General features: G+C 35.7%; 20 protein-coding genes. 10 read left to right on the top strand and 10 right to left on the bottom strand.

Translation table 11 applies throughout. The features are described 5' to 3' along the window. The first annotated feature begins 18 nt into the window (after window positions 1–18). On the top strand, window positions 19–1,401 hold the full coding sequence (locus V7150_RS02140; protein WP_335513163.1) for an L-cystine transporter: 1,383 nt from the start codon (window positions 19–21) through the stop codon (window positions 1,399–1,401). A gap of 133 nt (window positions 1,402–1,534) precedes the next feature. Here V7150_RS02140 and V7150_RS02135 read toward each other — a convergent pair whose 3' ends face one another. Then, window positions 1,535–2,470 (bottom strand): glycosyltransferase, encoded by a 936-nt coding sequence (locus tag V7150_RS02135; RefSeq protein WP_335513162.1) that lies wholly within the window; start codon window positions 2,468–2,470, stop codon window positions 1,535–1,537. Between the two features lie 218 nt (window positions 2,471–2,688). On the opposite strand from V7150_RS02135, the gene V7150_RS02130 reads away from it, so the two are divergent. Together V7150_RS02130 and V7150_RS02125 are read left to right on the top strand one after the other, a co-directional pair. Beyond that, window positions 2,689–3,744, top strand: coding sequence for a polysaccharide pyruvyl transferase family protein (locus tag V7150_RS02130; protein WP_335513225.1), 1,056 nt, complete (start codon window positions 2,689–2,691; stop codon window positions 3,742–3,744). 116 nt (window positions 3,745–3,860) lie between these two features. Then, complete coding sequence (locus tag V7150_RS02125) at window positions 3,861–4,949, top strand: hypothetical protein (RefSeq protein ID WP_335513160.1); 1,089 nt, start codon at window positions 3,861–3,863, stop codon at window positions 4,947–4,949. 182 nt (window positions 4,950–5,131) lie between these two features. Here V7150_RS02125 and V7150_RS02120 read toward each other — a convergent pair whose 3' ends face one another. From V7150_RS02120 to V7150_RS02105, 4 genes are all read right to left on the bottom strand, one after another. Continuing rightward, a complete protein-coding gene (locus V7150_RS02120; RefSeq protein WP_420490244.1) occupies window positions 5,132–5,683 on the bottom strand; it encodes a phosphatase PAP2 family protein in 552 nt (183 codons plus the stop codon). Window positions 5,684–5,781: 98 nt separating this feature from the next. After that, the gene (locus V7150_RS02115; protein ID WP_335513156.1) at window positions 5,782–6,930 is read right to left on the bottom strand and encodes a glycosyltransferase family 4 protein; all 1,149 of its coding nucleotides are present in this window, start codon (window positions 6,928–6,930) and stop codon (window positions 5,782–5,784) included. A 23-nt stretch (window positions 6,931–6,953) separates the two neighbouring features. Further along, window positions 6,954–7,484 carry a phosphatase PAP2 family protein gene (locus V7150_RS02110; RefSeq protein WP_335513154.1) on the bottom strand — a complete coding sequence of 177 codons (531 nt, stop codon included), beginning with the start codon at window positions 7,482–7,484 and terminating at the stop codon, window positions 6,954–6,956. Between the two features lie 24 nt (window positions 7,485–7,508). Beyond that, entirely contained in the window at window positions 7,509–8,834 is a 1,326-nt protein-coding gene (locus V7150_RS02105) for a UDP-glucose dehydrogenase family protein (protein ID WP_335513153.1), read from the bottom strand. A gap of 296 nt (window positions 8,835–9,130) precedes the next feature. Here V7150_RS02105 and V7150_RS02100 point away from each other — a divergent pair, with 296 nt between their 5' ends. After that, a complete protein-coding gene (locus V7150_RS02100; RefSeq protein WP_335513224.1) occupies window positions 9,131–9,976 on the top strand; it encodes a VOC family protein in 846 nt (281 codons plus the stop codon). Window positions 9,977–10,341: 365 nt separating this feature from the next. On the opposite strand, the gene V7150_RS02095 is transcribed toward V7150_RS02100, so the two are convergent. Continuing rightward, window positions 10,342–10,566 (bottom strand): hypothetical protein, encoded by a 225-nt coding sequence (locus V7150_RS02095; RefSeq protein ID WP_335513151.1) that lies wholly within the window; start codon window positions 10,564–10,566, stop codon window positions 10,342–10,344. 224 nt (window positions 10,567–10,790) lie between these two features. Between V7150_RS02095 and V7150_RS02090 the strand changes: the two genes are divergently transcribed. The 4 genes from V7150_RS02090 to V7150_RS02075 all read left to right on the top strand — a co-directional run bounded on the left by V7150_RS02090 (window position 10,791) and on the right by V7150_RS02075 (window position 16,591). After that, the gene (locus tag V7150_RS02090) at window positions 10,791–11,525 is read left to right on the top strand and encodes a YheC/YheD family protein (RefSeq protein ID WP_335513149.1); all 735 of its coding nucleotides are present in this window, start codon (window positions 10,791–10,793) and stop codon (window positions 11,523–11,525) included. Between the two features lie 123 nt (window positions 11,526–11,648). Further along, the gene (locus tag V7150_RS02085; RefSeq protein WP_335513148.1) at window positions 11,649–13,982 is read left to right on the top strand and encodes a YheC/YheD family endospore coat-associated protein; all 2,334 of its coding nucleotides are present in this window, start codon (window positions 11,649–11,651) and stop codon (window positions 13,980–13,982) included. After that, complete coding sequence (locus V7150_RS02080) at window positions 13,948–15,294, top strand: YheC/YheD family endospore coat-associated protein (RefSeq protein WP_335513146.1); 1,347 nt, start codon at window positions 13,948–13,950, stop codon at window positions 15,292–15,294. The genes V7150_RS02085 and V7150_RS02080 overlap by 35 nt, the downstream gene beginning before the upstream one ends. After that, window positions 15,284–16,591, top strand: a complete 1,308-nt coding sequence (locus V7150_RS02075; RefSeq protein ID WP_335513144.1) for a YheC/YheD family endospore coat-associated protein — start codon at window positions 15,284–15,286, stop codon at window positions 16,589–16,591. The genes V7150_RS02080 and V7150_RS02075 overlap by 11 nt, the downstream gene beginning before the upstream one ends. A 96-nt stretch (window positions 16,592–16,687) precedes the next feature. Here the strand turns inward: V7150_RS02075 and V7150_RS02070 are convergent, their stop codons facing one another. Together V7150_RS02070 and V7150_RS02065 are read right to left on the bottom strand one after the other, a co-directional pair. Next, on the bottom strand, window positions 16,688–17,521 hold the full coding sequence (locus tag V7150_RS02070) for a sulfotransferase (RefSeq protein ID WP_335513142.1): 834 nt from the start codon (window positions 17,519–17,521) through the stop codon (window positions 16,688–16,690). Window positions 17,522–17,801: 280 nt separating this feature from the next. After that, the gene (locus V7150_RS02065; RefSeq protein ID WP_335513141.1) at window positions 17,802–18,596 is read right to left on the bottom strand and encodes a PHP domain-containing protein; all 795 of its coding nucleotides are present in this window, start codon (window positions 18,594–18,596) and stop codon (window positions 17,802–17,804) included. 202 nt (window positions 18,597–18,798) lie between these two features. On the opposite strand from V7150_RS02065, the gene V7150_RS02060 reads away from it, so the two are divergent. Next, window positions 18,799–19,563, top strand: a complete 765-nt coding sequence (locus V7150_RS02060; protein WP_335513139.1) for a sulfotransferase domain-containing protein — start codon at window positions 18,799–18,801, stop codon at window positions 19,561–19,563. A gap of 217 nt (window positions 19,564–19,780) precedes the next feature. Here V7150_RS02060 and V7150_RS02055 read toward each other — a convergent pair whose 3' ends face one another. Both V7150_RS02055 and V7150_RS02050 read right to left on the bottom strand, forming a co-directional pair. Then, window positions 19,781–20,434: a sulfotransferase family 2 domain-containing protein gene (locus tag V7150_RS02055; protein ID WP_335513137.1), complete on the bottom strand. Its 654-nt coding sequence runs from the start codon at window positions 20,432–20,434 to the stop codon at window positions 19,781–19,783. Between the two features lie 81 nt (window positions 20,435–20,515). Beyond that, window positions 20,516–21,283, bottom strand: a complete 768-nt coding sequence (locus V7150_RS02050; RefSeq protein ID WP_335513135.1) for a sulfite exporter TauE/SafE family protein — start codon at window positions 21,281–21,283, stop codon at window positions 20,516–20,518. A 377-nt stretch (window positions 21,284–21,660) separates the two neighbouring features. On the opposite strand from V7150_RS02050, the gene cysC reads away from it, so the two are divergent. Further along, complete coding sequence (gene cysC, locus V7150_RS02045; RefSeq protein WP_335513133.1) at window positions 21,661–22,290, top strand: adenylyl-sulfate kinase; 630 nt, start codon at window positions 21,661–21,663, stop codon at window positions 22,288–22,290. Window position 22,291 lies beyond the last annotated feature (1 nt).

Raw genomic sequence — 22,291 nt, 5'->3', positions numbered from 1 at the left:
CAGCAAAGGGGGAATATTGTGAATACTTTTCTTATTATTGTGAATGTAGTTATTTTGCTGCTACTCATTTTAGGGTTGTTCATCATGCAGAAGAAGCATGTTTCGTTTTCAAAACGTGTGTTCACCGCATTAGGTTTAGGTATTGTATTTGGTTTTATTATTCATTTAATCTACGGAACAACACATGAGGTAACTACAGGTTCAATTGATTGGTTTAATATTGTAGGGTATGGTTACGTAAAACTTTTACAAATGGTCGTTATGCCGCTTGTATTTATCTCTATTGTCGGTGCCTTTACAAAGTTAAAGCTGACTAAAAATATTGGAAAAATCAGTTTCTTAGTTATCGGCATTTTACTTGGAACAACCGCCATTTCTGCAGCCATTGGCATTGGTTCCGCTTTGGGCTTCGGTCTTGATGGTATTCATCTTAATGAGGGTGATGCCGAAAAAGCACGGAATGCTCAGTTAGTGGAACGTGTAGCTGGCGTTGAAAACATGACGCTCCCGCAGCAAATTATCGAATTAATTCCAAGTAATCCGTTTCAAGATTTAACAGGTGCCCGTCCAACCTCGACAATTGCGGTTGTCATATTTGCAGCCTTTATCGGCGTTGCCTACTTAGGAGTAAAACGTAAAGATCCTGAGCATGCAGACTTTTTTGCCAAGATTATTGATACTTTTTACTCGATTATCATGCGGGTCGTTAGCCTGATTCTTCGTCTGACACCATATGGGATTCTGGCTATCATTACCAAAGTGACAGCAACGAGTGATTATGAGGCAATTGCGAAATTAGGCAAGTTTGTTGTGGCTTCTTATGTGGCGCTTATTCTAATGTTCATTGTGCATTTACTTCTAATATCTTTTGCGAAGCTAAGCCCTGTTAACTATGTGAAAAAAGCATTACCAACCTTAACCTTTGCTTTTACCTCACGTACAAGTGCGGGAACATTGCCAATGACAATCAAAACGCAAACAAAAGACTTTGGTGTATCTGAAGGAATAGCAAACTTTGCAGGATCATTTGGGCTTTCCATCGGCCAAAATGGCTGTGCCGGTATTTATCCAGCGATGTTAGCGGTAATGGTTGCTCCTGCTGCAGGAATTGACCCAACCAGCATATCCTTTATTCTTACATTGATTCTAGTAGTTGCGATTAGCTCATTTGGTGTTGCCGGTGTTGGCGGCGGCGCGACCTTCGCTGCCTTAATCGTATTATCAGTTATGAATCTTCCAGTTGCGATTGTCGGCCTATTAATCTCTGTTGAGCCGCTAATTGACATGGGACGTACCGCCCTAAACGTAAGCGGAGCCATGACAGCCGGCGTCCTAACAGGCAAAGCAACAGGAGAAATAGAAACAGAAGTCTACCAACAGCCAAACGTCGTTGAAGCATAATAAATTAATAATATACCTTCACGACATACTTAATGAGGTGTCAGGCACCACGGACATGTCCACCTAGAGTGGACACTGTCTTTTTGTGGTGCCTGACACCCTTTTAAATGTAAAAAATGATGTACTAAATGTCTTAATCTATAGGATCAGATTTCTTTACTATTGGTTTTATCATATCTATTAATTCCTTCACTCTTGCTTCTAATGAATGACGTTCATGCACCATTTCATAACCAGCTTGAGCGATTTTTTTTCGCTCTTCTTCATGAATTAAATAATAATCTGCTACCCGTTCAAAATTGTATTTATTGATTTCAACAAAGTTTTCTTTAGGCTTGAACCCTAAATCTAATAGTTCCTGATTGGCAGGAGCTAGAAGGAGTGTGTTGCATGCTAATACTTCGTAATATTTCATAAAAGGTAGATGAAATTTAGAATCATCTGTAATGAACATTTTAGCCCGATTTATTTCTTTTGCATAGTTTTCACCAACAAATATCCTCGTGTCTTGCTCATTTACGTTTTTATATCCTGGATGACTATGATACACAAAACCGTTCTTATTTCTCATTCTCCTATAAACTCTTTGTCTTGTTGGGTAGTGATTTGATATCTTCCCCATTAATAACCAATTTATTTCTTTAGGATACTGATAATCTTTAAAAATATTTGTATTCACAAAGTGTGGCAGCCAAAACATCCTTTTTTCATATTGAGGGTGTCTCTTTAGGAATTCATCTCGATAAATCGTAAACAAAAATTGAATATCATACTTTTCAATAAACATGTTTCGTTTATCTACATTACGATGTGCATCGTGTATAAGTAGTCCTATTGGAATATCTACTTCACCAAGCCCAGTAATGGAAGGACTTCCTGAAACATCATTAAACAATATAAAATCTGGTTGAAAATCTAATTCTTTCATGACTTCATGAATATTAGCTGGTTTATGCCAAACTCTGTAATCACATACATTCTCGAGCCCCTTACTTAAGTAGTAAAAATTTTTCACTACATGGTGTTGAAAATCATGGACAAAATGCAGAAGCTTAAGCTCTTCTTTCATTAATGTCTCTCCTTATCTTTAAACTTTATATACATTTATATGAAATATCCATTTTTATGCGTGGGTTTATTACTTTAAAAGATTAGAATGGGGCCTAAGTCAAAAAATATACAATTACAACATCACTTTTTGATTGAGATAAACATACTTATATTAAGAACGTTTGATTATGAGTTTTCAGTATAGATATTTTTAAACCAAAGGAGTTTTGAAAGGTGATGAGAATTTTATATATTGGATGGATTGGACATGAAAACTTAGGTGATGAATTAATGAAAGACCTTTTTGTACAAAATTTAAAAACGATTATGAAAAACAAGGATTACACTCTTGATTTTGGCTTTAATGTATCTAATGAAATGATTAGGAACTCTGACTTTGTAGTTTTGGGTGGCGGTTCTCTAATTGTATCAACAGGTATAAACATCTTGAATAAAGCATTAAATGAAGGCAAAAAAGTAATGGTATGGGGATCGGGAGTAGATTATTTGGAAAAAAGGGCTATCAGCAACTTAAATAATCAGGCCCATCCTTTTAAAAAGGATTTTGTAGGAAAATTAAACAATGTAGTAAACAATGCAGAATACTTTGGTGTTAGGGGCCCTCTTACTTTTAATTTTCTAAAACAGATGGGTGTGGATGAAAATAAAATTGAGATTAGTGGTGATCCCGGTTTATTATTAAATCCATCTGTTAAAATCGATCCTATACAAGAATTAAATTGGGATTATAGGAAAGAAAATATTGTTGGAATTAACTGGGGAACAACCAATAATAACATTTATGGTAAAGACGAATTATTAGTTGAAAATCAGTTGGTAAATGTTTGTAATAGCTTGGTACAAAGGGGATATAAAATATTTATCTATAATATATGGTCTAAAGATATACAACCATGTGCACGACTATATAGTAAAATTCAAGATAAAGAAAATGTTCAATGGAGTTCGAAACTTTATCATCAGGATGAACTATTTTCTTTAGTAGAGAAATTTGCATTCACTATCAATTTTAAATTACATCCCAATGTGATTTCGGCTGCTGCAAATACACCTTTTATTGGACTCGGTTATCGGTTTAAAATCTTTGATTTTGCAAAATCAATAGAACAGGACAATTTTGTTATACCAACAGACTCAAAAAATTTAGTTGAGGAGATCTCACTATTAACAAATAATGCTTGTTTAGATCGAAGTGGCTTTATAAATAAAGTTAAACATTATCGTGACATTTACGAGAACAGATTATTGTCCTCACTAAACGTATTCTATTAACATTGATTCTCCCTTTTTAAAACTCTTAAGAGTTTTAAAAAGATTTAATAATAGCTATACAACAATTTTCGGAAATCTTATGTTCACAATGAAAATAGGGGGCTCGAAAAAATTACATGATTACAATTGGTAAACCTGAAATTAAGAGGATCAACAATACGGTTCGGCTACAGGCTGTTATAACGATAGGTGAAAAAGAAGATATCCTATGGTATGAGGTTGAAGATAAATATGGTAACTTTTTAACGGAAGAAAGGGCGGATGCTTTTGTTATTGGTTTGTTGTGGAAAGCCTTAGAACATGGTTATGATATTCAAGTAAAGGCTCCCATTTCAGAACGGCTGTATTTTACCATCAACAGTTTTTTAATCCCTATCATCAGCCAGTTTTACAATTATAAGAAAATAAATGTTATCTGTGAGCAATTAGATTCAAATCCTATACCAAATGCGGGTGCAGTAGGTACAGGTCTTTCATGTGGAATTGATTCTTTTAGTACAATTTATGAAAATCTAATGAATGATAAACCTAAAAACTATCAAATCACCCATTTTACTTTTTTTAATACTGGTTCACATGGTCGCTATGGTAAGAATTGGACAAGAGTACTTTATAAAAATAGAATTAAAATTTCAAGAGCCTGTGCGTATGAGCTAGGTAAAGAACTAATAATTGTCAATAGTAATGTAAGTCAGTTTGTATCATTCGATTTTCAGGCAACTCATACACTTCGAAATATGAGTGCAGTTTTAGCTCTTCAAAAGTTATTTAACGTATATTACTATTCCTCAGCATACCACATAAACGATTTCAAGCTCTCAACAAAGGATTCAGCCTACTACGATGTTTTAAATCTAAGTATGCTTTCTACGGAAAGTGTTAATTTGTTTTCAACTTGTCCCAACTTTAGTAGGGTTGACAAGACACGCTTAGTGGCAAAATTTGAACCCGCTTATAAATACCTAAATGTCTGTACGAGATCTGCGTATAACTGTGGAAAATGTAATAAGTGTTTAAGAACATTGTTAACATTAGAAATGATAGGGGCATTAGAAAATTTTAAATCTTTATTCAATCTTAAGTCGTATTATCTAAATAGATCGAAATTCATTGAAAAAGTAAAAGCTGAATACAATTCGGATAGCTTATTGAAAGAAATTTATGATGAGATGGTAAGAACGAATTTTCTATCTGATCAAAAGTAGGGGATCGCTTAAGATAAAGAAGTGGAAGAAGGCTCTTTATTTTAATGGAGAGATAAATTCTATTTCTTTTTTCTTTTCGAGTGGTTTCACTTTAGAAGCAGGTAATAGAATACCTTCACCTTATATCAGCGGTTGATGGAGGAAGAAAATAAAAACAGACGGATCGTCCATCTGTCGGAATTTTAGTAAACAATATGGTTTATAATGCAATTCCACGTGAAAGAACGGGATTTGAATACCTTCTCTCCAGTAATGGCCCCAAGTATTCCCCCTGCAAGAACATCTAAGGGATAATGAAGTCCTAAGTAAATCCTCGATATTCCCACACAAAGCCCTAAAGGAATGAGAACAAATGCCAGCTGCGGGTTGAATAATACATACGGAGTCACAACGGAAAAGATGGCCGTTGTATGACCCGATGGGAAAGAATGATCTTGCAATGGGTTAGCAGGGAACTTCGTTTCAACGATCATCAAATACGGTCTTTTTCGTGGAAACAGCTGCTTAATCATATGGACGGGAATATGACTGGCTGCTAACGCAAGTCCACTGGCGATTACTGTTAATTTGGCCTCACCTGATGATAACAGGATCAGGTGAAATGCTGCCGCAATGGTAATGTCCGCTCCTCCCAAATTTGTAACCGTCCGGGAAAATAGATTTAACAGTTTTTTATCAAAATGGCGGTTTACCTGTAGCAATACCCGGCATTCGAAACCATAAATTGTATGAATCCATCTAAATAAATGCGTCAGGCACCGCAAGCATGTCGGCGTGGAATGTACAGTGTCTTTTTGCGGTGCCTGACACCCTTTTTAACTTACACCCTTGTTTAAGCGTATTTTTGTTCTTCGCGATCGCGATCCTCGATTACGTGGGTGTATTGGCTAACGAGGTTTTGCAGGATTTGCTCCCAGCTTTGTGTTAGGGCATACTTTCTTCCAGTGCTTCCCATTTGTTCACGTAAGCGGTCATTGGTTAACAACTGAAGAATGGCCTCCGAAAATTCCTCAACATTACCTGGTTTACACAATTGTCCCGTTACCCCTTCTTTAATAATATTCTGAACACCGCCTGATTTCGCCCCAATTACAGGGGTACCGCTGGCAAGAGATTCAAGTACCACATTTCCAAATGTCTCCGTAGGTGAGGGGAAAACAAATAAATCTGATGCGGCATAGGCTTCTGCTAAACGATTTCCACTTAAGTATCCCGTAAATATCATATTAGCTGGTGCTTGGGCTTCCAGTTCTTCACGCAATGGACCGTCTCCAATGATTAACCATTGTATTTTTTGATTTATGTCTGAGGGCATTGATTTCGCAACAGCTATGAGTGTGTCTAGATCTTTCTCGGGTGCTAATCTGCCAACATAGGTAAGCAGAAACTCTCCTTGCGGGCAGTAAAGCCTTTTAACAGCTGCCTTATCATAATGAGGATGAAACAGCTGACAATCCACACCTCTTGGCCAAAGCTCAAGATTTGTAAATCCATGCTGTTTTAATAATTGGAATGCTGCGGGTGAGGGGACAAAGATCTTTTTACATGTCCGATGGAACCAGCGCATGTATTTCCAATGTACTTTTGAAAGAAATGGAAGGTTATAGTATTGCAGATAATCATCGAAATTGGTGTGATACGATGCAACGAGTGGGATGTTTAATTTTTTTGAAAAATAAACACCACAAAGGCCAATGTTAAAAGGGGTAGCAACATGAATCAAATCTGGTGAGAAGCTCTGCAACTCTGACTTGATCTCGAGGAGATTTGGAAAAGCCAAACGGCATTCTGGATATAAGAAAAAAGAAAGACTCTTAAACCGGTGGATATGACTCGAAACATACTCCTTGGAAGTAGAATCTGGTGCAAAAATTTTAAACGTAATGTTTTGATCTTCCAAAAAATTGGTCAATCGTTTAAGCGTGCGGGCAACCCCATTGATGTCAGGATAAAAGGTATCAGTGAAAATAGCAATTCGCATACAATCCCTCCTAACCGAATCTCTTACAGACATAATAAACAAAAGCATACAATCCCAGTAATGGTACCAAGGATTCCTCCTGCAAGGACATCTGAAGGATAATGAAGTCCTAAATAAATTCTGGATATTCCCACACAAACCCCTAAAGGAATGAGAACAAATGCCAATTGCGGGTTGAATAGGACATAAGGGGTCACAACAGAAAAGATTGCTGTTGTATGACCCGATGGGAAAGAATGATCTTGTAATGGGTTAGCAGGAAACTTTGTTTTTTCTATCATCAAATAAGGTCTTTTTCGTGGAAACAGATGCTTGATGATTTGGACAGGTATATGACTGGCTGATAGCGCAAGAGCGCTGGCGATTGCTGTTAGTCTGGGCTCACCTGATGATAAGAGTATAAGGAGAAAAGTGGCTGCAATGGTAATGTCAGCTCCTCCAAGATGTGTTACTGTACGGAAAAAAAGATTTAACAGTTTTTTATCAAAATGGCGGTTTACCTGTAGCAACACCCGGCATTCGAAGCCATAAAATGCATGGATCCATCTCATCATGATCGCTTCCCCTTTAAAAATATTTCATTCAAACGTATCATTTGTGTTCGGAAGGTCAGGTCTTCCTATTGATCGATAAATAATCGGATACTGCCTAATTTCTTGAAGTGGATAACAATTTCGGCCATCAATTACAATCGGCTCCTTCATATGGGTTAGATATACCTCCAATGGGAGATGCTTGATTTGGTCCCAGTCTGTGGCGATGAGGGCAAGGTCTGCATTTAGGAGTGCCTGCCGAATTTCTTCGGTATACTCTATGGCGTTCCCTATGATCCTTCTGGCATTTGGGATGGCAATAGGGTCATAAGCGGTAACAACTGCGCCTGCCTCAAGCAATTCTTTTATAATTGTAATAGCAGCCGACTCCCGAACATCATCTGTATCTGCTTTAAACGCTAACCCGAGTAAGGCGATTTTTTTCCCTTGTAACGAACCAATCGTTTCCTTCGCTTTCAAAACAGGCAGCGATTGTTGACGGTTATTAACGTTAATGACTGCTTCAAGCAATTCATAACGTTGCTTGAAATCCCCGCTAAGCTGAACAAGTGCTTTTGTATCTTTAGGAAAACAAGAGCCTCCATATCCAATTCCTGCTTTAAGAAAGTGGTGGCCAATCCGTTTATCTTGACCAATTCCATAAGCTACTTCCTCAATGCTGGCCCCGACATTTTTGCAAATGTTGGCCATTTCATTGATAAAACTAATTTTTGTTGCTAAAAAGGCATTGGCAGCGTATTTAATCATTTCTGCACTTCTGATGTCGGTTTTCATAATCGGAATTTTCAATGGCAGATAAAATTGTTCCATAAAAGCTGCCGTTTCAGAATGATTGGTGCCAATCACAATTCGGTCTCCATGGAAAAAATCATGAATCGCGGCCCCCTCGCGAAGAAATTCTGGATTGGCAACCACTTCTACTTGGAGGTTAGGAGGTTTTCTGCTTTCAATAATTTGTTGAATAAGCTCATTCGTACCTACTGGAACCGTGCTTTTCGTACAAACAATCACATCCTGCTCGATGTAGTGAGCGATTGTATGGGAAACCACATGTATGTATTTTAGGTCTGCTGAACCATCATGGTTTTCGGGTGTCCCGACTGCAATGAAAATAATATCAGCTCCTGAATAGGCCTGATGAGGAGACGTGGTAAAATGCAGCTGCTTGTTACACAGATTTTTTTCTAAAATAGCCTCTAATCCCGGCTCATAAATAGGTGAATGGCCGCATTGGAGCATGTTAATTTTCTCTTTTTGAATGTCAATGCACGTCACCTGATGCCCTAATTCAGCTAAACAAGCACTAGTGACCAATCCTACATATCCCGCTCCAGCAACAGTTACCTTCATCCAATCCCTCCCAATGAATTTATTTACTTTATTTTATTAGGAAATAATGGATTTTTTCTTAACCTACTGTAAAAAGAGTGTAAAGACTGTGTGTAGTTATTAAAATACTTTAAATTAAAAATACTTGAAATCAAGATAAATGCAAGGTACACTATAAATGGAGATGAACAGCAGGAGTTTTTCCTACGTTTTTATAGAAAATTGTCAGTGTATGAATGAATGAAGAGATAAAATCCATATTAGAATTAGGATTAATAAATGCAGCTTCTAAAAAAACAGTGGGGGAATTGAATAGAATGGAGAATTTTCATCAAAAACCAAGTGTATATGTCGGAGAGGTTAATATTAAAGTTAAAAACCTAGATAATTCAGTGACCTTTTATCAAAATATCATAGGTTTCCAAGTATTGGAGCAAACAGAAAGTAAAGCGGTCTTAACGACGGACGGGAAAACACCGCTATTAATGCTTGAACAGCCTGCTGATGTGATTCCGAAGGCAGGAAATATGTCTGGTTTGTACCATTTTGCGATTTTGCTGCCATCACGAGCTGATTTATCTGTCTTTTTAAGGCACTTGCTTCAGACGGGTTATCCACTAGGGGCAGCGGACCATTATGTGAGCGAGGCGATGTACCTTAATGATCCCGACGGCAATGGAATCGAAGTCTACCGGGACCGCCCCTCTGCAGAGTGGACCTGGAAAAATAATTTAGTTGAAATGGCAACCGAACAGCTGGATGCAGAAGGTATTCTTGCGGAAAGTGATGCGGAATGGAACGGCCTTCATTCTGGGACAGTCATGGGTCATATTCATCTTCACGTAGGCGATCTTCAAAAAGCAGAAGAATTTTACACAAAAGGGCTTGGGTTTGACGTTGTCAGTTACTATCCGCAAGCAGCATTTTTGTCAACGGGAAGTTACCATCATCACATTGCCATCAACACTTGGCAGGGAGTGGGAGCACCGACCCCTCCGAAAAATAGTGTTGGTTTAAATTGGTACTCACTTGTTTTCCCTAACGAAACAGAAAGAGAGAACGTGATAAAGCAGCTGCAGCAACTTGGTGCCCCGTTAAAGCAAGAAGCGGATTATTATGTAACGAATGATCCGTCGGGAAATCAAATTCGATTGGTGGTCTAGAACTTCCAAGTATCAAAAAAAGGGGGGCGGAATTAATAAAAATAAGCCAGACAAGACATTCCAAGGGTGGAATATCTTGTCTGGCAGACTTTTTTGTTTCAATTATTTAGAGGTCCATACCGCTCCAATCCTTAATCTCATTGTAGGTCCCAAGTTCGGCCAGATAGACCCCGTCCTGCCCTGTAATTCCAGTTATTAAAGCTGCTTTTCATATGATTTACCTCCTGTCTGTTGCTGCTACTTTATATATGTTGGTTTGTTTGGTCAATGTTTCCTTGCTTAAAAAAGACTGCTCCGTTGGTTAGTAGGAAGCAGTCTTTCTATTCCAGAAATCCTTTAGAAAGGATTCATTAGGAGAAGCAGCATTAAGTTGTCTGCCTAGGTGTAACAGAGAATATGTTTGCACAGCAAATTCTTACTTCTTGGTTTTTAACACCTTCGTCTAAAATAACTACATTTCCGAGAATTCTTGAAAAATGCCCGTTCGCGGTTGTATTACCGTTTGATTGAACCTGAACTTCTTGGCCTACTGCAATACCAGAGAATAAATCTTCGCAAGAACAGCAGCACTCATTGATTCTTACTCCCAAATTAAATTAGGCCCTTTCTTTTAAGTTAATACAATGTACGCAAGTCCTAAAAAGGTTGTTAAAGAAATAAGCTAAAGACCTAATGTTGCTCTTTTTTGTATAAATGGTAAAAAAACAAAATAACCCATTTTGGGGTATGAGGTACAAGCCAAGTTACGAATCTTTCATACTATATAAATGAGTAACTAACAGCAACCATAAGAAATATAGAAAGGAGTAGTATGATGAGAGTTTCGTATGGGAAACATACAAAACATAAATTAATGTCCCTCGATGAGCGGCTTTTAGGCTATCTGCCTGAAACCCAATACTTTACAGAAGAGACGTTGTGGGAAATGTTAGAGAAACACAACCAGATCATATTAAAGCCATGCTTTGGTTATCAAGGACTTGGAGTGGTCCAACTATCAGCTTTAGAAAATGATCACATTGAACTTCATAAAGAATACAAAAAAAATATTTTAAATGGAAAAGAGGACACCTATTCCTATCTAAAAGAGAACCACTTTTCAAGGAAAAGACCCCGCTATATCGTACAGAAAAAAATTCCCCTTGCCACCATAAATAATAATCCTTTTGATATGCGCGTAATGGTACAACGAAAAAGAAAATCTTCAGATTGGGTCGTAACCGGGAAATTGGCAAAGGTTGCGGCCAATAATTATGTTATAACGAATGCTGCAAAGGCGATATTATCCGTGGAAGAGGCCATGCAAAGATCAACACTAAATAATGAGCAAACTAACAATATAGTAACGGAGTTAGACCAGGTTTCCCTGATAGTTGCTGAACAATTAGCAAAATCTTATCCCAATATTCGTGCTTACGGCATTGATTTGGGGATTGATCGGGAAGGTAAAATTTGGATTATAGAAGCAAACTTATCACCTTCTATTTTCATGTTTAAGCTACTAAAGGATGGCTCCTACAAAACAATTAGATGGTACCAAAAAGGATAATTTTTTTAAAAATTCCCAATGCACCATCAAGGCAGTTTATAGCCTATACAAATTATTTGGTATTGAATATAAAGTAGGATAAAGGTCACAAAGGCGGTTTGTTAGGAGGACGGAGATTAGCAGATGGAAACCATAGGGGTTTTACTGTCCATTAGAGAATGGAATCATTTAAGACGTAAAAAACACAATGATGACGGAATTTGGCATCTGTTTGCCGTAAAAGGGGAAGAGCTCAGCCTGAAAATTGTTTATTTCACGCTTCAACATGTTTCGTTACAATTATTAAAAACGAAAGCAATTGAAATTGAAAAAGATTCAGGTATAAAAAAACACACAATTGATATTCCATCGATTATTTATAATCCAACAAAATTTTATCAAAAAAAGTATATTAAACTATTAAGGGAGTTATCAAACCATCCTAAATTTCAGGTAATAAATGAGCACCATATCATAAAGAAAAAAAACTTATTTGAATTAATTCAGGCACAATCGGAATTAAACAAGTATCTTAAAAACGGAAAAGAAAATGATCAAAATAATGCTCCTTTGACATTTTACGTTTTGGGGCAAAAAAGTCCGAATAAGGAATGGGAAATTCCAATTATTTATGTAAAGGACTCAAGTGAAAAAAAACACCTTTTGGTGGAAGCCTCTTCTTTACTAGAAAATCAGCCGCAAAAGCCTAAGGAAATACAGGAAATTCTATATGACCATAGTAAAAAACTGTTGAAAATCATTCATTTTTATTATCCTGGGATTTATGAGATCGGACTGCTTTTTTCAATCAATAGCAATGGGCAAATTTATATCGATTCCACTTGTTCTTTTAATATTATTTTGAAAGACCTTTTTGCTTGGAATCAGCAGCTTTGTCAGAAAATCTTCGAAAGCTCATTAAAGGGCGCAAAGGAAATGATTCAACAAAATGCTATTCCAAATGGATCAGACAAAAAAAATCAACCAAAATCTTCATTAAATGGAAAGGAAAATTCCTCAGGTTCGGTTAAAGAAAAGAAAAAAATAAAGCATTTAAATAAAGATGATTTGCGCATTTGGGTAAAACTTATACCCTTTGAAGCTGAAGAGATGACAATTAAATTGCCTGGCGGGTTAATACACTCTTCAATCAGCGAGCTTAACGCACTCCAATTTGGCATCAAAGAACAGCCATGTAAGATAGATATAGAGGGGGGGGTTCTGTTAAAATACAACACTTATTATTCCCCTATTGAAATATTAATCTCTAGTTCCCTGTTAGCAAAGTTGCACATACCACAAGACATGGTTTATCAACTAAAGGTTTCCACAGACAAAGTTATTATCGGACCAACTATTGGTTTACTATTAGGAGAAAAAAATCAGATTTATAATCCTGCATATATGGAAAAGTTCTCAGATCGACTAGGGATATATGAAAATTTCGGCGGTTTAGTGATTGCCTTTTCCTCTCGTTCCGTTGATTGGGAGGAAAAAATAGCTTACGGAATGATTTATAATCCCAAACAAAAACATTGGGAATATGGAACTGCGCCAATACCTGATGCAATATATCGTCGAAATTTCCATCAGAAGCCGGTGTGGATTAAACAATTAATCGAACTAACAGATGAAAAGCTATTCAACTCTCATCACTATAAAAAGTCAGATCTTTTACTGCTGCAAAATGATAAGAAAATAAATAAACATTTGCCGGATACTCATCTTTTTAAAAATACGAATGAATTAATTGAATTTGTAAATAAAAAGAAAAAGGTTATTTTAAAGCCGGTAAGTCTATCCCGCGGACGTGGCATTTTTTTAATTGAAAAGGGTTTAGGCGAACGCAAAGGTTATGTCCTTCATGACCATAGAAAGGGATTTCGACTCCAGCACCACATTCCTGATGCAAAGGGTTTAAAGGAAATACTAAAGGATTTAAATGTTTTACATGACAAGTATTTGTATCAAACCTATATTCCACTTTTAAAGATTAATAATCGCCCGTTTGATGTTAGGGTAGTGATGCAAAAATATGATAAGGAGCATTGGATTTGTACGGGTATTGAATGCAGGGTCGCTGGTGAAAACGAAGTCTTAACGAATATTGCCAGAGGCGGCGAGGCAATAACCTTGGAAGAAGTGATCTCGAAAGCAGGTAATCATCTGACCATTGAAAAGGTTGAAAAAAATATTTTAAAAGTATGTAAAGAATTCTGCGATTTAATGGATAAAAAAGATGAACATTATGCGGAGTACGGGTTAGATATTGGTCTAGATAAAGAGGGCTATCCGTGGATTATTGAGGCAAACATTTTTCCCAGCTTTAAAGGCTTTAAAGCTATGGACTATAATAGGTATTTAAAGATCCGCTATCAGCCTCTTATTTATGCTGTCCACTTACAAGGATTTGCCGTAACGGAAACAGGGGAGGGGACTATAGATGAAATTTTTCATCCAAACAATTCCCACGACTAGCTCAACTATTTCTATTCCGTTTACTGAATTAGACAAATTGTCATTGCGGGGAAAGCAGGCTATTACGATAAGAATTGGGGTTATACAGAAAAAGGCTGTCCTTTCACACCATAATGACCATGATCGATGTATCTATATTTCTTCTGATTTAGTAAAAGATATGTCACTTCCGGAATTTATCGAATATGAAATAAAAATTCAAGATGACATCTTGTTTATTGGACCAATTTTGGGTATGTTGGTTCGCGGTAAAATCGCTGAAATGAATTTACCTAGAATTAAGATTTACAAGAATTATTTAATTGATTACCAACACGTCAATGGCCTTATTGTCCTCTTTACTTCCGATGGAATCAATTATAAGAAAAAGCTGATTAATGGTTATGCGTATAATCCAATTAATAAGGAGTGGGTAGAAGGGATATTTCCTTTTCCTTCAGCAGTTTTTCTTAGAAAATCCATTAAAGAATCGTCACGAAAAAAATTACAAAAATTAATTGGAAATAACTTTTTTAATTCACATGTTTTTAATAAATGGGAAATGTGGGAATGGTTTTCTAAAAGTGAACAATTAAAGCAAAACCTGCCCGAAACCGTTTTGGCAGAAAATATGGAAGAAGTTAAAAAGTTAATGGATGTTTATCAGAAAACCTTTATTAAGCCTAGGGCAGGTATGCAAGGGACAGGAATCTTTCAGCTTTCAATGGTTGGTAAGGAGTATACATTAAGCTATCGTGTTAAGGACAAAAATATTAAGACAATATTGGATAACTGGGAAGCGGTTCAACTATATTTGCAATCAGAACTAAACTTACAGAATTATATTGTTCAACAGAAGATCCCTTTACTCCGAAATAATAACCGCGTTATGGATAATCGGGTCATTGTTGTAAAAGATCAAAATGGAGCTTGGTCTGTTTCAGGTATGGTAACAAAGTTTGGGGATATAGATAGTATAGTCAGCAATATATCAAGCGGCGGTTCAGCGGAAAAAGGCTGGCAGGCTCTCGTGGAAATGTATCAGGGGGACTCTAAGCAGGCCTTTAAAAAATATATGGAAATAGAGAAGTTAGCTCTTACATGTTGTAAGGTATTGGAAAGTAAAGGGCTGCACCTAGGCTATATCGGTATAGACATAGGGATTGATGAAAACCATCATCTTTGGGTGATTGAAATTAACAATCGTAACCCGGATATGACGATTGCTTTGGACGCTAATGATTTTCAGCTATACTATAAAACTAAATCAGCTCCATTCCATTATGCTAAATGGTTAGCTTGCTTTGGGGGTGAAAAAAGGGATGCTTTATGAAGTAAATGCAGAAGATTTATCTAGTAATTCACTATTCTTACCTGAGTCAACTGCAGAATCTTTCGGAATTGAAAATAAGCAAACTGTTACACTATCTTTTGGAAAGAGAAAGAAACCAGTAACGATTCATACACTACATTCTAATCACGATAGCAAGATTTTAGTTAGTAAGAATGTAAGATCCGAGCTCTTAATTGATACCGATGTAAAATACGAAATGGTTTATTCAAACAATGAATTAATGCTTGGACCGATCATTGGATTGTTATTGGCAAAATCTGATGTCAGATTACAAAAATATATGCAGCATTATTTAATTTATACGATGTTGTACGAACAAATAAATGGAATTTTATTTGTTTTTTGTGAACAACAAATTGATTTTACCAACGAAAAAATTACCGGTTATGTATTTGATCCTTCTACACCTGAGAACTGGAGAAAAGCAGAATTGCCTTTTCCCAAGGCAGTTTTTAGAAGGGTTGAACTATCGCAAAAAACGTTAACCGAACTTAGTGAAAAAATAGGGGCAGGCTTTTTTAATGCTCAATATTTTGATAAATGGCAGTTTTGGAACTGGCTGTCGCCATATGAGGAACTAAGGAAGCATCTTGCTGAAACGACAAATAAAGTGACATTAACCAATCTAAATTTATTCATTGATAAATATAACGGTGTCTATTTAAAGCCTAAAAATGGTTCAAGGGGAAAAGGGATTTATTATATAGAAAAACATAAAAATCAATATGTCATTCTCGAAAACTATCAGGACAATATTCGACAATTATCAAGCGAACAAATGATTACATTCCTTTCAAAGCACTCGTATTATTTATTGCAGCAGCCGATCCACCTTCATACCTTTGAGGAACGAAAAGTTGATTACCGGGTCATCCTACAAAAAGATGGAACAGGTCATTGGCAATGTACAGGAATTATCGCGAGATTTGGAAATACAAATGCCATTTCTTCTAATTTTAAAGCAAATGGCTTTGCCATGGAGGGAACGTTAGCGTTAATGACCCAGTTTGGCTATGACGAATTAACAGCGTTTAAGAAATATCAAGAAATTATCTCCATTTGTAGAAAAATGGCTTGTACAGTAGACGAAATTGCAGGTGGTTACGCTGATTTAGGGATAGATATTGGTATTGATAAAGATGGTAAGGTTTGGGTCATTGAAATGAATAAGAGGCCGGATCACGACTTTCCGTTATTTATAAAAGATCGTAAAATGTATTATTCCGTTAAATCGAATCCGGTATTGTTTGCAAAGTATATTGCGATGGGCAATTAAGGTGTTTTTTGCTTACTGATTACAAAAAAATTAATTGAAATAACAAATGACTCCAGAGTAATAAGGGAGTCATTTTAATATTTTGTAAATAGAGATCTAACTAATAGATTCGTCATCCATTTGATAAAGCTTTAATGCATTGGGGGCATGAATAGTAATTAAATTTTTTATATCCTCAGCTAAGGCAAAATTATAGTTTTTACTTTGGTTTCGACTTGATAGTTCAACTTTATTTTTATAAGTTAGACCAGTAAGTTCTTCAAAAACTTGCGGGTTTTTAATGATTTTCTCATATTTCAAAAGATGAATCTCATTACTAAATGATAAGTAGCGCTGACAAAATAAATCGTAAATTTTAACAAAAGTGAGAAGTGATTTATCACTTGAGCAGGTTATTTCCCGAAGTTCTTTCCAAAATGGCTCTGCATACGGCATCCGGCCATTACTAATATAAAGATTTAATGACTTCCAAGACAAGATTGTTGGAACGGGGTGTCTTACAATCGCAATGATAGAAAATACACCGGTTTCTAATAATTGAGGGAGGATGCCCGTATAATGTTCATTGTGCTTCATAGCTAACAAAAAGTTTTCATTTTCTATTTCGAAGGTAAACGCTCCATGTTTTCGAACGTTGAACCGCCTCCCCTTTCTTCTTTCCGAATAATAGTTTGTAAGCGGGGTGCCATCTTTGTTGCGGATATCTTTAATAGGTTTATTATCTCTAATTTTGTTGCGGATATTTTTATAATCATTCATTACAAATTCTGTCACCTTATTAACATCTTTGAAGTTTTTAAACCAAGGTGATTGCCACCTCGGCTCACTTAAACAAACCGCATTTTTTAAATTATCCAATAAAGCCGCCGATAATGTAGTACCTCCTCTTGGAATTCCCGTCAAAATTACATCTTTTTTGAAATCAGTCATTTTTTTGTGCCTCCTTGTTGGTATGACTGTAGAAAAGTGAATAATAACAAGTTAAACTTTAGTGGTGATTTCATATTTCTAGTTACAGTATATGTAGATGTACGTTAAGTCGGACTAGTTATCTTACTTAAAAATGGCCCTTCCAAGCCTTTACTTCCTCCGTAATGGGATATCTCACCTCCAGAGTTTATGTGCCCTGAAGTAATCGAAATCTTATTCAAGGGATTGAAAAAATTCATAAAAGAAAAGAGCTGTCTTATAGAGTAACAGCTCTTTTTCATTAGAGTTCGAATCCAAATTCCCCAATCGTATGCTCTTCATTATGAAAGTCTGATCCGCCTGTCATTAGGATGTTATACTTTTTTGCTAGATTTTTATATCGGATGATGTCTTCTTTGCGATGTTTACGATGCCAAACTTCAATTCCATCAAATGAAAGCTGCATTAATTCCTCTACTAATGAATTATCTTGAATAAGTAAAGGATGTGCTAAAACAGCTATCCCGCCAGCGTTATGGATCAAGGTTATTCCCTCATTTGGAGAGAGAACCATCTTATCCGCTGCACATGGTTTTCCATCTCCTAAATAAAGATCAAATACTTCTTGGGTATTTTTAGCATATCCTTTATCGACCACTGCTTTTGCAATATGAGGGCGGGCAATCACGTCGCCCTTACTGTATTTTTGAACATCATCTAATGTAATTGCCATCCCCAATTCGCAAAACTTATTTACAATCAATTGAGAGCGATTAAAACGATGTTCTCTCATTTTTTGTAAAACACCGGATAACTCAATTGATTCATGAATATAATAACCTAAAATATCAATGTTTTTTCCCTTATACTTCGTGCTTAATTCAATACCTTGGATAACTGTTACATTCAATGTTCTTGCCGTTTGTAATGCCTCTTGAATTCCATCTGTTGTATCATGATCTGTTATGGCAATAGTAACTAATCCTTTTTGCGCTGCCATTTTTACAACTTCGCTCGGGGAAAAGCTGCCATCTGAAGCGGTTGTATGCAAATGCAAATCAAAATAACCATTCTCAAGGATTTTCTTAATCTCCAATCAAATTCTCTCCTTTTTTATTATTATATGAAGCATTCTCTCAGCGGAATAGGTCAATTATAAAGGATAATATACCTCAGTTTTGGCAATATTTCGTCCATTTCTATTTTAACTCCGCAAATACTCAGCCCTTAATTAATAGCATTTCATATACTATTTTAATCCCATCTAAGAATGGAGAATGATTATAGGAGGATAACAATTGGAGAAAAATAAACAGCAACTCCCAGATTCTCATAAAAACATGCCTGATTTCGTAATTATTGGTGCGATGAAATGTGGAACGACTACACTTTATCAAAATCTGGTTAAACATCCATCAATTGTAAGTGCGAAAACGAAAGAGCTTCATTTTTTCGATGTAGAGAAGGAATTTAGAAAAGGTTTAGATTGGTACACAAGCCAGTTCCCTTTACTTCATAGTAAACTACAAAATAAACAAGATTTAATAACAGGTGAAGCATCACCAAGATATCTCTTCATACCAGATGTTCCAGAAAGGGTATTTAATGCCATGCCGGATGTAAAGCTAATTGTATTGTTAAGAAATCCCGTTGATAGAGCATTTTCTCACTATCACCATTTAAAAAGGAGGGGTGTGGAAAAATTGACTTTTGAGAAAGCTATTAATCAGGAGGGAGACGGAAATATCCAAAAATATAATAATAGAACCTATTTAGCAAGAGGAAAATATGTAGAACAATTGAAAAGATGGATGAACTTTTTTCCAAAAGAACAGATTTTGATTATACACAGTGAAAATTACTACCGTGATCCAATAAAAGGAATAAATCAAGTTTGTCAATTTTTAGACATATCTGAATGGAAATATAAGTACACGAAGAACCGTAGTTATCGATACCCTAAAATGGAGAAGCATATGAGGGAAAGATTAATTCAATACTTTAAACCGTATAATGAGGAATTGGAGGATTATTTAGGGGTTAAGTTTAATTGGGATTGCTAATGAAAAGAATGTAACCGTGCTTCTGTATAGAAGGCGGTTTTTCTTAAATTGAGGAGGGAAAAACTAGGAATATAAAAAGAGGCGTTTCAGCCTCTTTGTGTAAATTTGTTGGAAGCTTTCAATAATGAAAATCTTTTGGCAGTGGGGATAAAAAGTCCGTAACAATGTTCCTCCACAAATAAACTTATTGAATTAAATCTTTTACCATTTTCCTGTTTCATTCTCTTTCGGTTTGAGGTTTTTGGAATTTGTACCCCAATAAATCAATTTCTTTTTTAAAGTACTTTTGAACATTTTCTTTTTGTTGATCATTATAATGTGTACTATAATGTTTTTTGTTTTTCCTGAAATTACCTTTTGCCTTTGGCAGCCAACCATCCCAAGGAAGACCAATTTGTTCACAAATAAATTTTAAATCACTTTCTAGATTTTCATATTTCCCGAGGTAGTTAACAACTGGCTCATTATTTGTTGTATATTTATGGAAATTATGAGCTCTATTGTATCCTCCCTCTTTTAGAAATTTATCAAAGCTTACTTTTTTGGGGTTTTTCACAAAATAATAATAAGAAGAAATTAATTTGTCCCAAGGGTTTCGATCAAAACAAAACTTATAATAAGTGTTCCATATTTCTTCTCCTACCAAATCCTTTATTTTTCTTGCAGACGCGTGCTTAGAGATTTTTTTTCCATCGACTTTATAGTTTTGGGGATATTTACCGAATTTAGCCCTAATCTTTTCATCCACTGGTGATATAGGAGTGATAATGTCATTTTCACCACAATATCTTGACAATGAAATTTCGATGCTTGTCCCAGCTGTTTTTACTGTTTTCAAAAAAATAAATTTATATTTATGTGAAATTATCAATTCTTATTTTTCCCCTTTCTTTTGAAAATTTCTTTTTGATGCTGATATCCTTAATAGAAGGAAATGCCAGCCCTTTTTCAACTAGAATAGTATTTTTATGCCGCTAATAAATAAAATCACTGCCAAAATGAATCTAAGCGGTTTTGCAGGTACTTTTGTGGAAAGATTACTACCTAAAATAACTCCGGGTATTGAACCTATTAACAGATTAACTGCCAAGAGATAATCGACATTACCAAGACCTGCATGCAGGATTCCAGCCACAGTAACCAAGCCAAAGGCATGAGCAATATCTGTGCCAACAACACTCGATGTTTTTATTCGATAAATGTACAACAATGCAAGTGCAAATAAGGAGCCTGCCCCAATTGATGTTAGACCTACAATAAATCCTAAAAAGAAACCAATCAGAATGGTTAGCCCTTTTTTCCCCTTTATAGCATCTGTATCTCCAGGTTTAGTTTCAAAGCGATTACTAAAAAAGTTCTGAAAAATCATTGCAGCGGCAACAAAGATCAGAACATACCCTATGGAATGTTTAATAATCAGTTCTAGATTTTGAAAATAAATGTCAAAAACCTTTAGTAACACGATTGCGATTACTGCTCCTGGAATACTGCCAAAAGAAAAATATAAAACTAACCGGCCATTAATCGTCTTATGTCTCCAATGCTGGATTGTTCCAAAAAATTTTGTTATAGAATTATAGAATAGGTCGGTTCCAACAGCTATGACAGGGTTTATCCCTATTAGCATTAATAGTGGAGTTAAAAGTGATGCACCTCCTACTCCAGTCAAACCAACAAGAAAACCAACAAACACCCCCAGAATAATAATTCCTATTTCCATTTTCACTCCCCTATCATTCTTTATTTGAATAAATATACTGTCATATGTGGTGATTTCTTATTTCTTATTACAGAATATGTAAATGTACGTTAAGATGGACTAGTTATTTTGCTGAAAAAACAATATAAAGAATAAATATAGTAAAAATAATTTAAATGCACTTTCCATAACAGATAAGTAATACCAGTATCTCATTAGCTGGCAATTTAAAATTATATTAACTTAATAATTTATCCTGGGCTTGTGCTTGTTTTATATAAATGCCGTTTCCATTGTTTCAATCTATTCATACACTGAATTGTTAACTTGGTTCCTTTAATTTATAAACTACGGTTTTTTAACGAATAGGGAAAACAATTAGAAAGGAGAGTAGCATTTTGAATAATAATGGTAAGCCAAAGAATAATGTTTTCTGGCATCAATCAGCAATCAAAAAAGAAGATCGAGAAAAACAACACGGTCATAAAAGTATAATGATTTGGTTTACGGGACTATCAGGATCAGGAAAGTCAACCATTGCCAATGCTCTTCAGCATAAATTATTCCAAAAATACATTAATGTTTATTTATTGGATGGAGATAATCTCCGTTATGGCATAAATAAGAATCTCTCATTTACTGCTGAGGATAGGCAAGAAAACATAAGAAGAACAGCTGAAATAAGTAAACTGTTTGTAGATGCTGGAATCGTTGTACTTGCTGCAGTCATTTCTCCATTTGAAAAAGATAGGTTAAATGCGAGAGCACTTTTTAAACAAGGTGAATTTATTGAAGTATACATCAAATGTTCCCTTGAGGAGTGTGAAAACAGAGACCCGAAAGGACTTTATAAAAAGGCTAGAAAAGGAGAAATAACCCAATTTACTGGAGTTGATCAGCCTTATGAAGAACCAAGAAATCCAGAAATCGTTATTGATACAAATAAATTATCAATTGATGAATCAGTTGAAATTCTCATTTCATACCTTTTCGATAAAGCTGGTCTTGTATTAAATACAAAGGAGTGAT

The organism is Neobacillus drentensis (genome assembly GCF_036965245.1).
Classification (GTDB): Bacteria; Bacillota; Bacilli; order Bacillales; family Cytobacillaceae; genus Neobacillus; species Neobacillus drentensis_G.
This window is presented reverse-complemented; position numbering and strand designations above follow the sequence as displayed.

Excerpts from the sequence above, each read along its gene's own strand:
- V7150_RS02135 (WP_335513162.1), bottom strand. The coding sequence starts at position 2,470 with ATGAAAGAAGAGCTTAAGCTTCTGCATTTTGTCCATGATTTTCAACAC.
- V7150_RS02130 (WP_335513225.1), top strand. The coding sequence starts at position 2,689 with ATGAGAATTTTATATATTGGATGGATTGGACATGAAAACTTAGGTGAT.
- V7150_RS02125 (WP_335513160.1), top strand. The coding sequence starts at position 3,861 with ATGATTACAATTGGTAAACCTGAAATTAAGAGGATCAACAATACGGTT.
- V7150_RS02115 (WP_335513156.1), bottom strand. The coding sequence starts at position 6,930 with ATGCGAATTGCTATTTTCACTGATACCTTTTATCCTGACATCAATGGG.
- V7150_RS02110 (WP_335513154.1), bottom strand. The coding sequence starts at position 7,484 with ATGATGAGATGGATCCATGCATTTTATGGCTTCGAATGCCGGGTGTTG.
- V7150_RS02105 (WP_335513153.1), bottom strand. The coding sequence starts at position 8,834 with ATGAAGGTAACTGTTGCTGGAGCGGGATATGTAGGATTGGTCACTAGT.
- V7150_RS02100 (WP_335513224.1), top strand. The coding sequence starts at position 9,131 with ATGGAGAATTTTCATCAAAAACCAAGTGTATATGTCGGAGAGGTTAAT.
- V7150_RS02090 (WP_335513149.1), top strand. The coding sequence starts at position 10,791 with ATGAGAGTTTCGTATGGGAAACATACAAAACATAAATTAATGTCCCTC.
- V7150_RS02085 (WP_335513148.1), top strand. The coding sequence starts at position 11,649 with ATGGAAACCATAGGGGTTTTACTGTCCATTAGAGAATGGAATCATTTA.
- V7150_RS02080 (WP_335513146.1), top strand. The coding sequence starts at position 13,948 with ATGAAATTTTTCATCCAAACAATTCCCACGACTAGCTCAACTATTTCT.
- V7150_RS02075 (WP_335513144.1), top strand. The coding sequence starts at position 15,284 with ATGCTTTATGAAGTAAATGCAGAAGATTTATCTAGTAATTCACTATTC.
- V7150_RS02070 (WP_335513142.1), bottom strand. The coding sequence starts at position 17,521 with ATGACTGATTTCAAAAAAGATGTAATTTTGACGGGAATTCCAAGAGGA.
- V7150_RS02050 (WP_335513135.1), bottom strand. The coding sequence starts at position 21,283 with ATGGAAATAGGAATTATTATTCTGGGGGTGTTTGTTGGTTTTCTTGTT.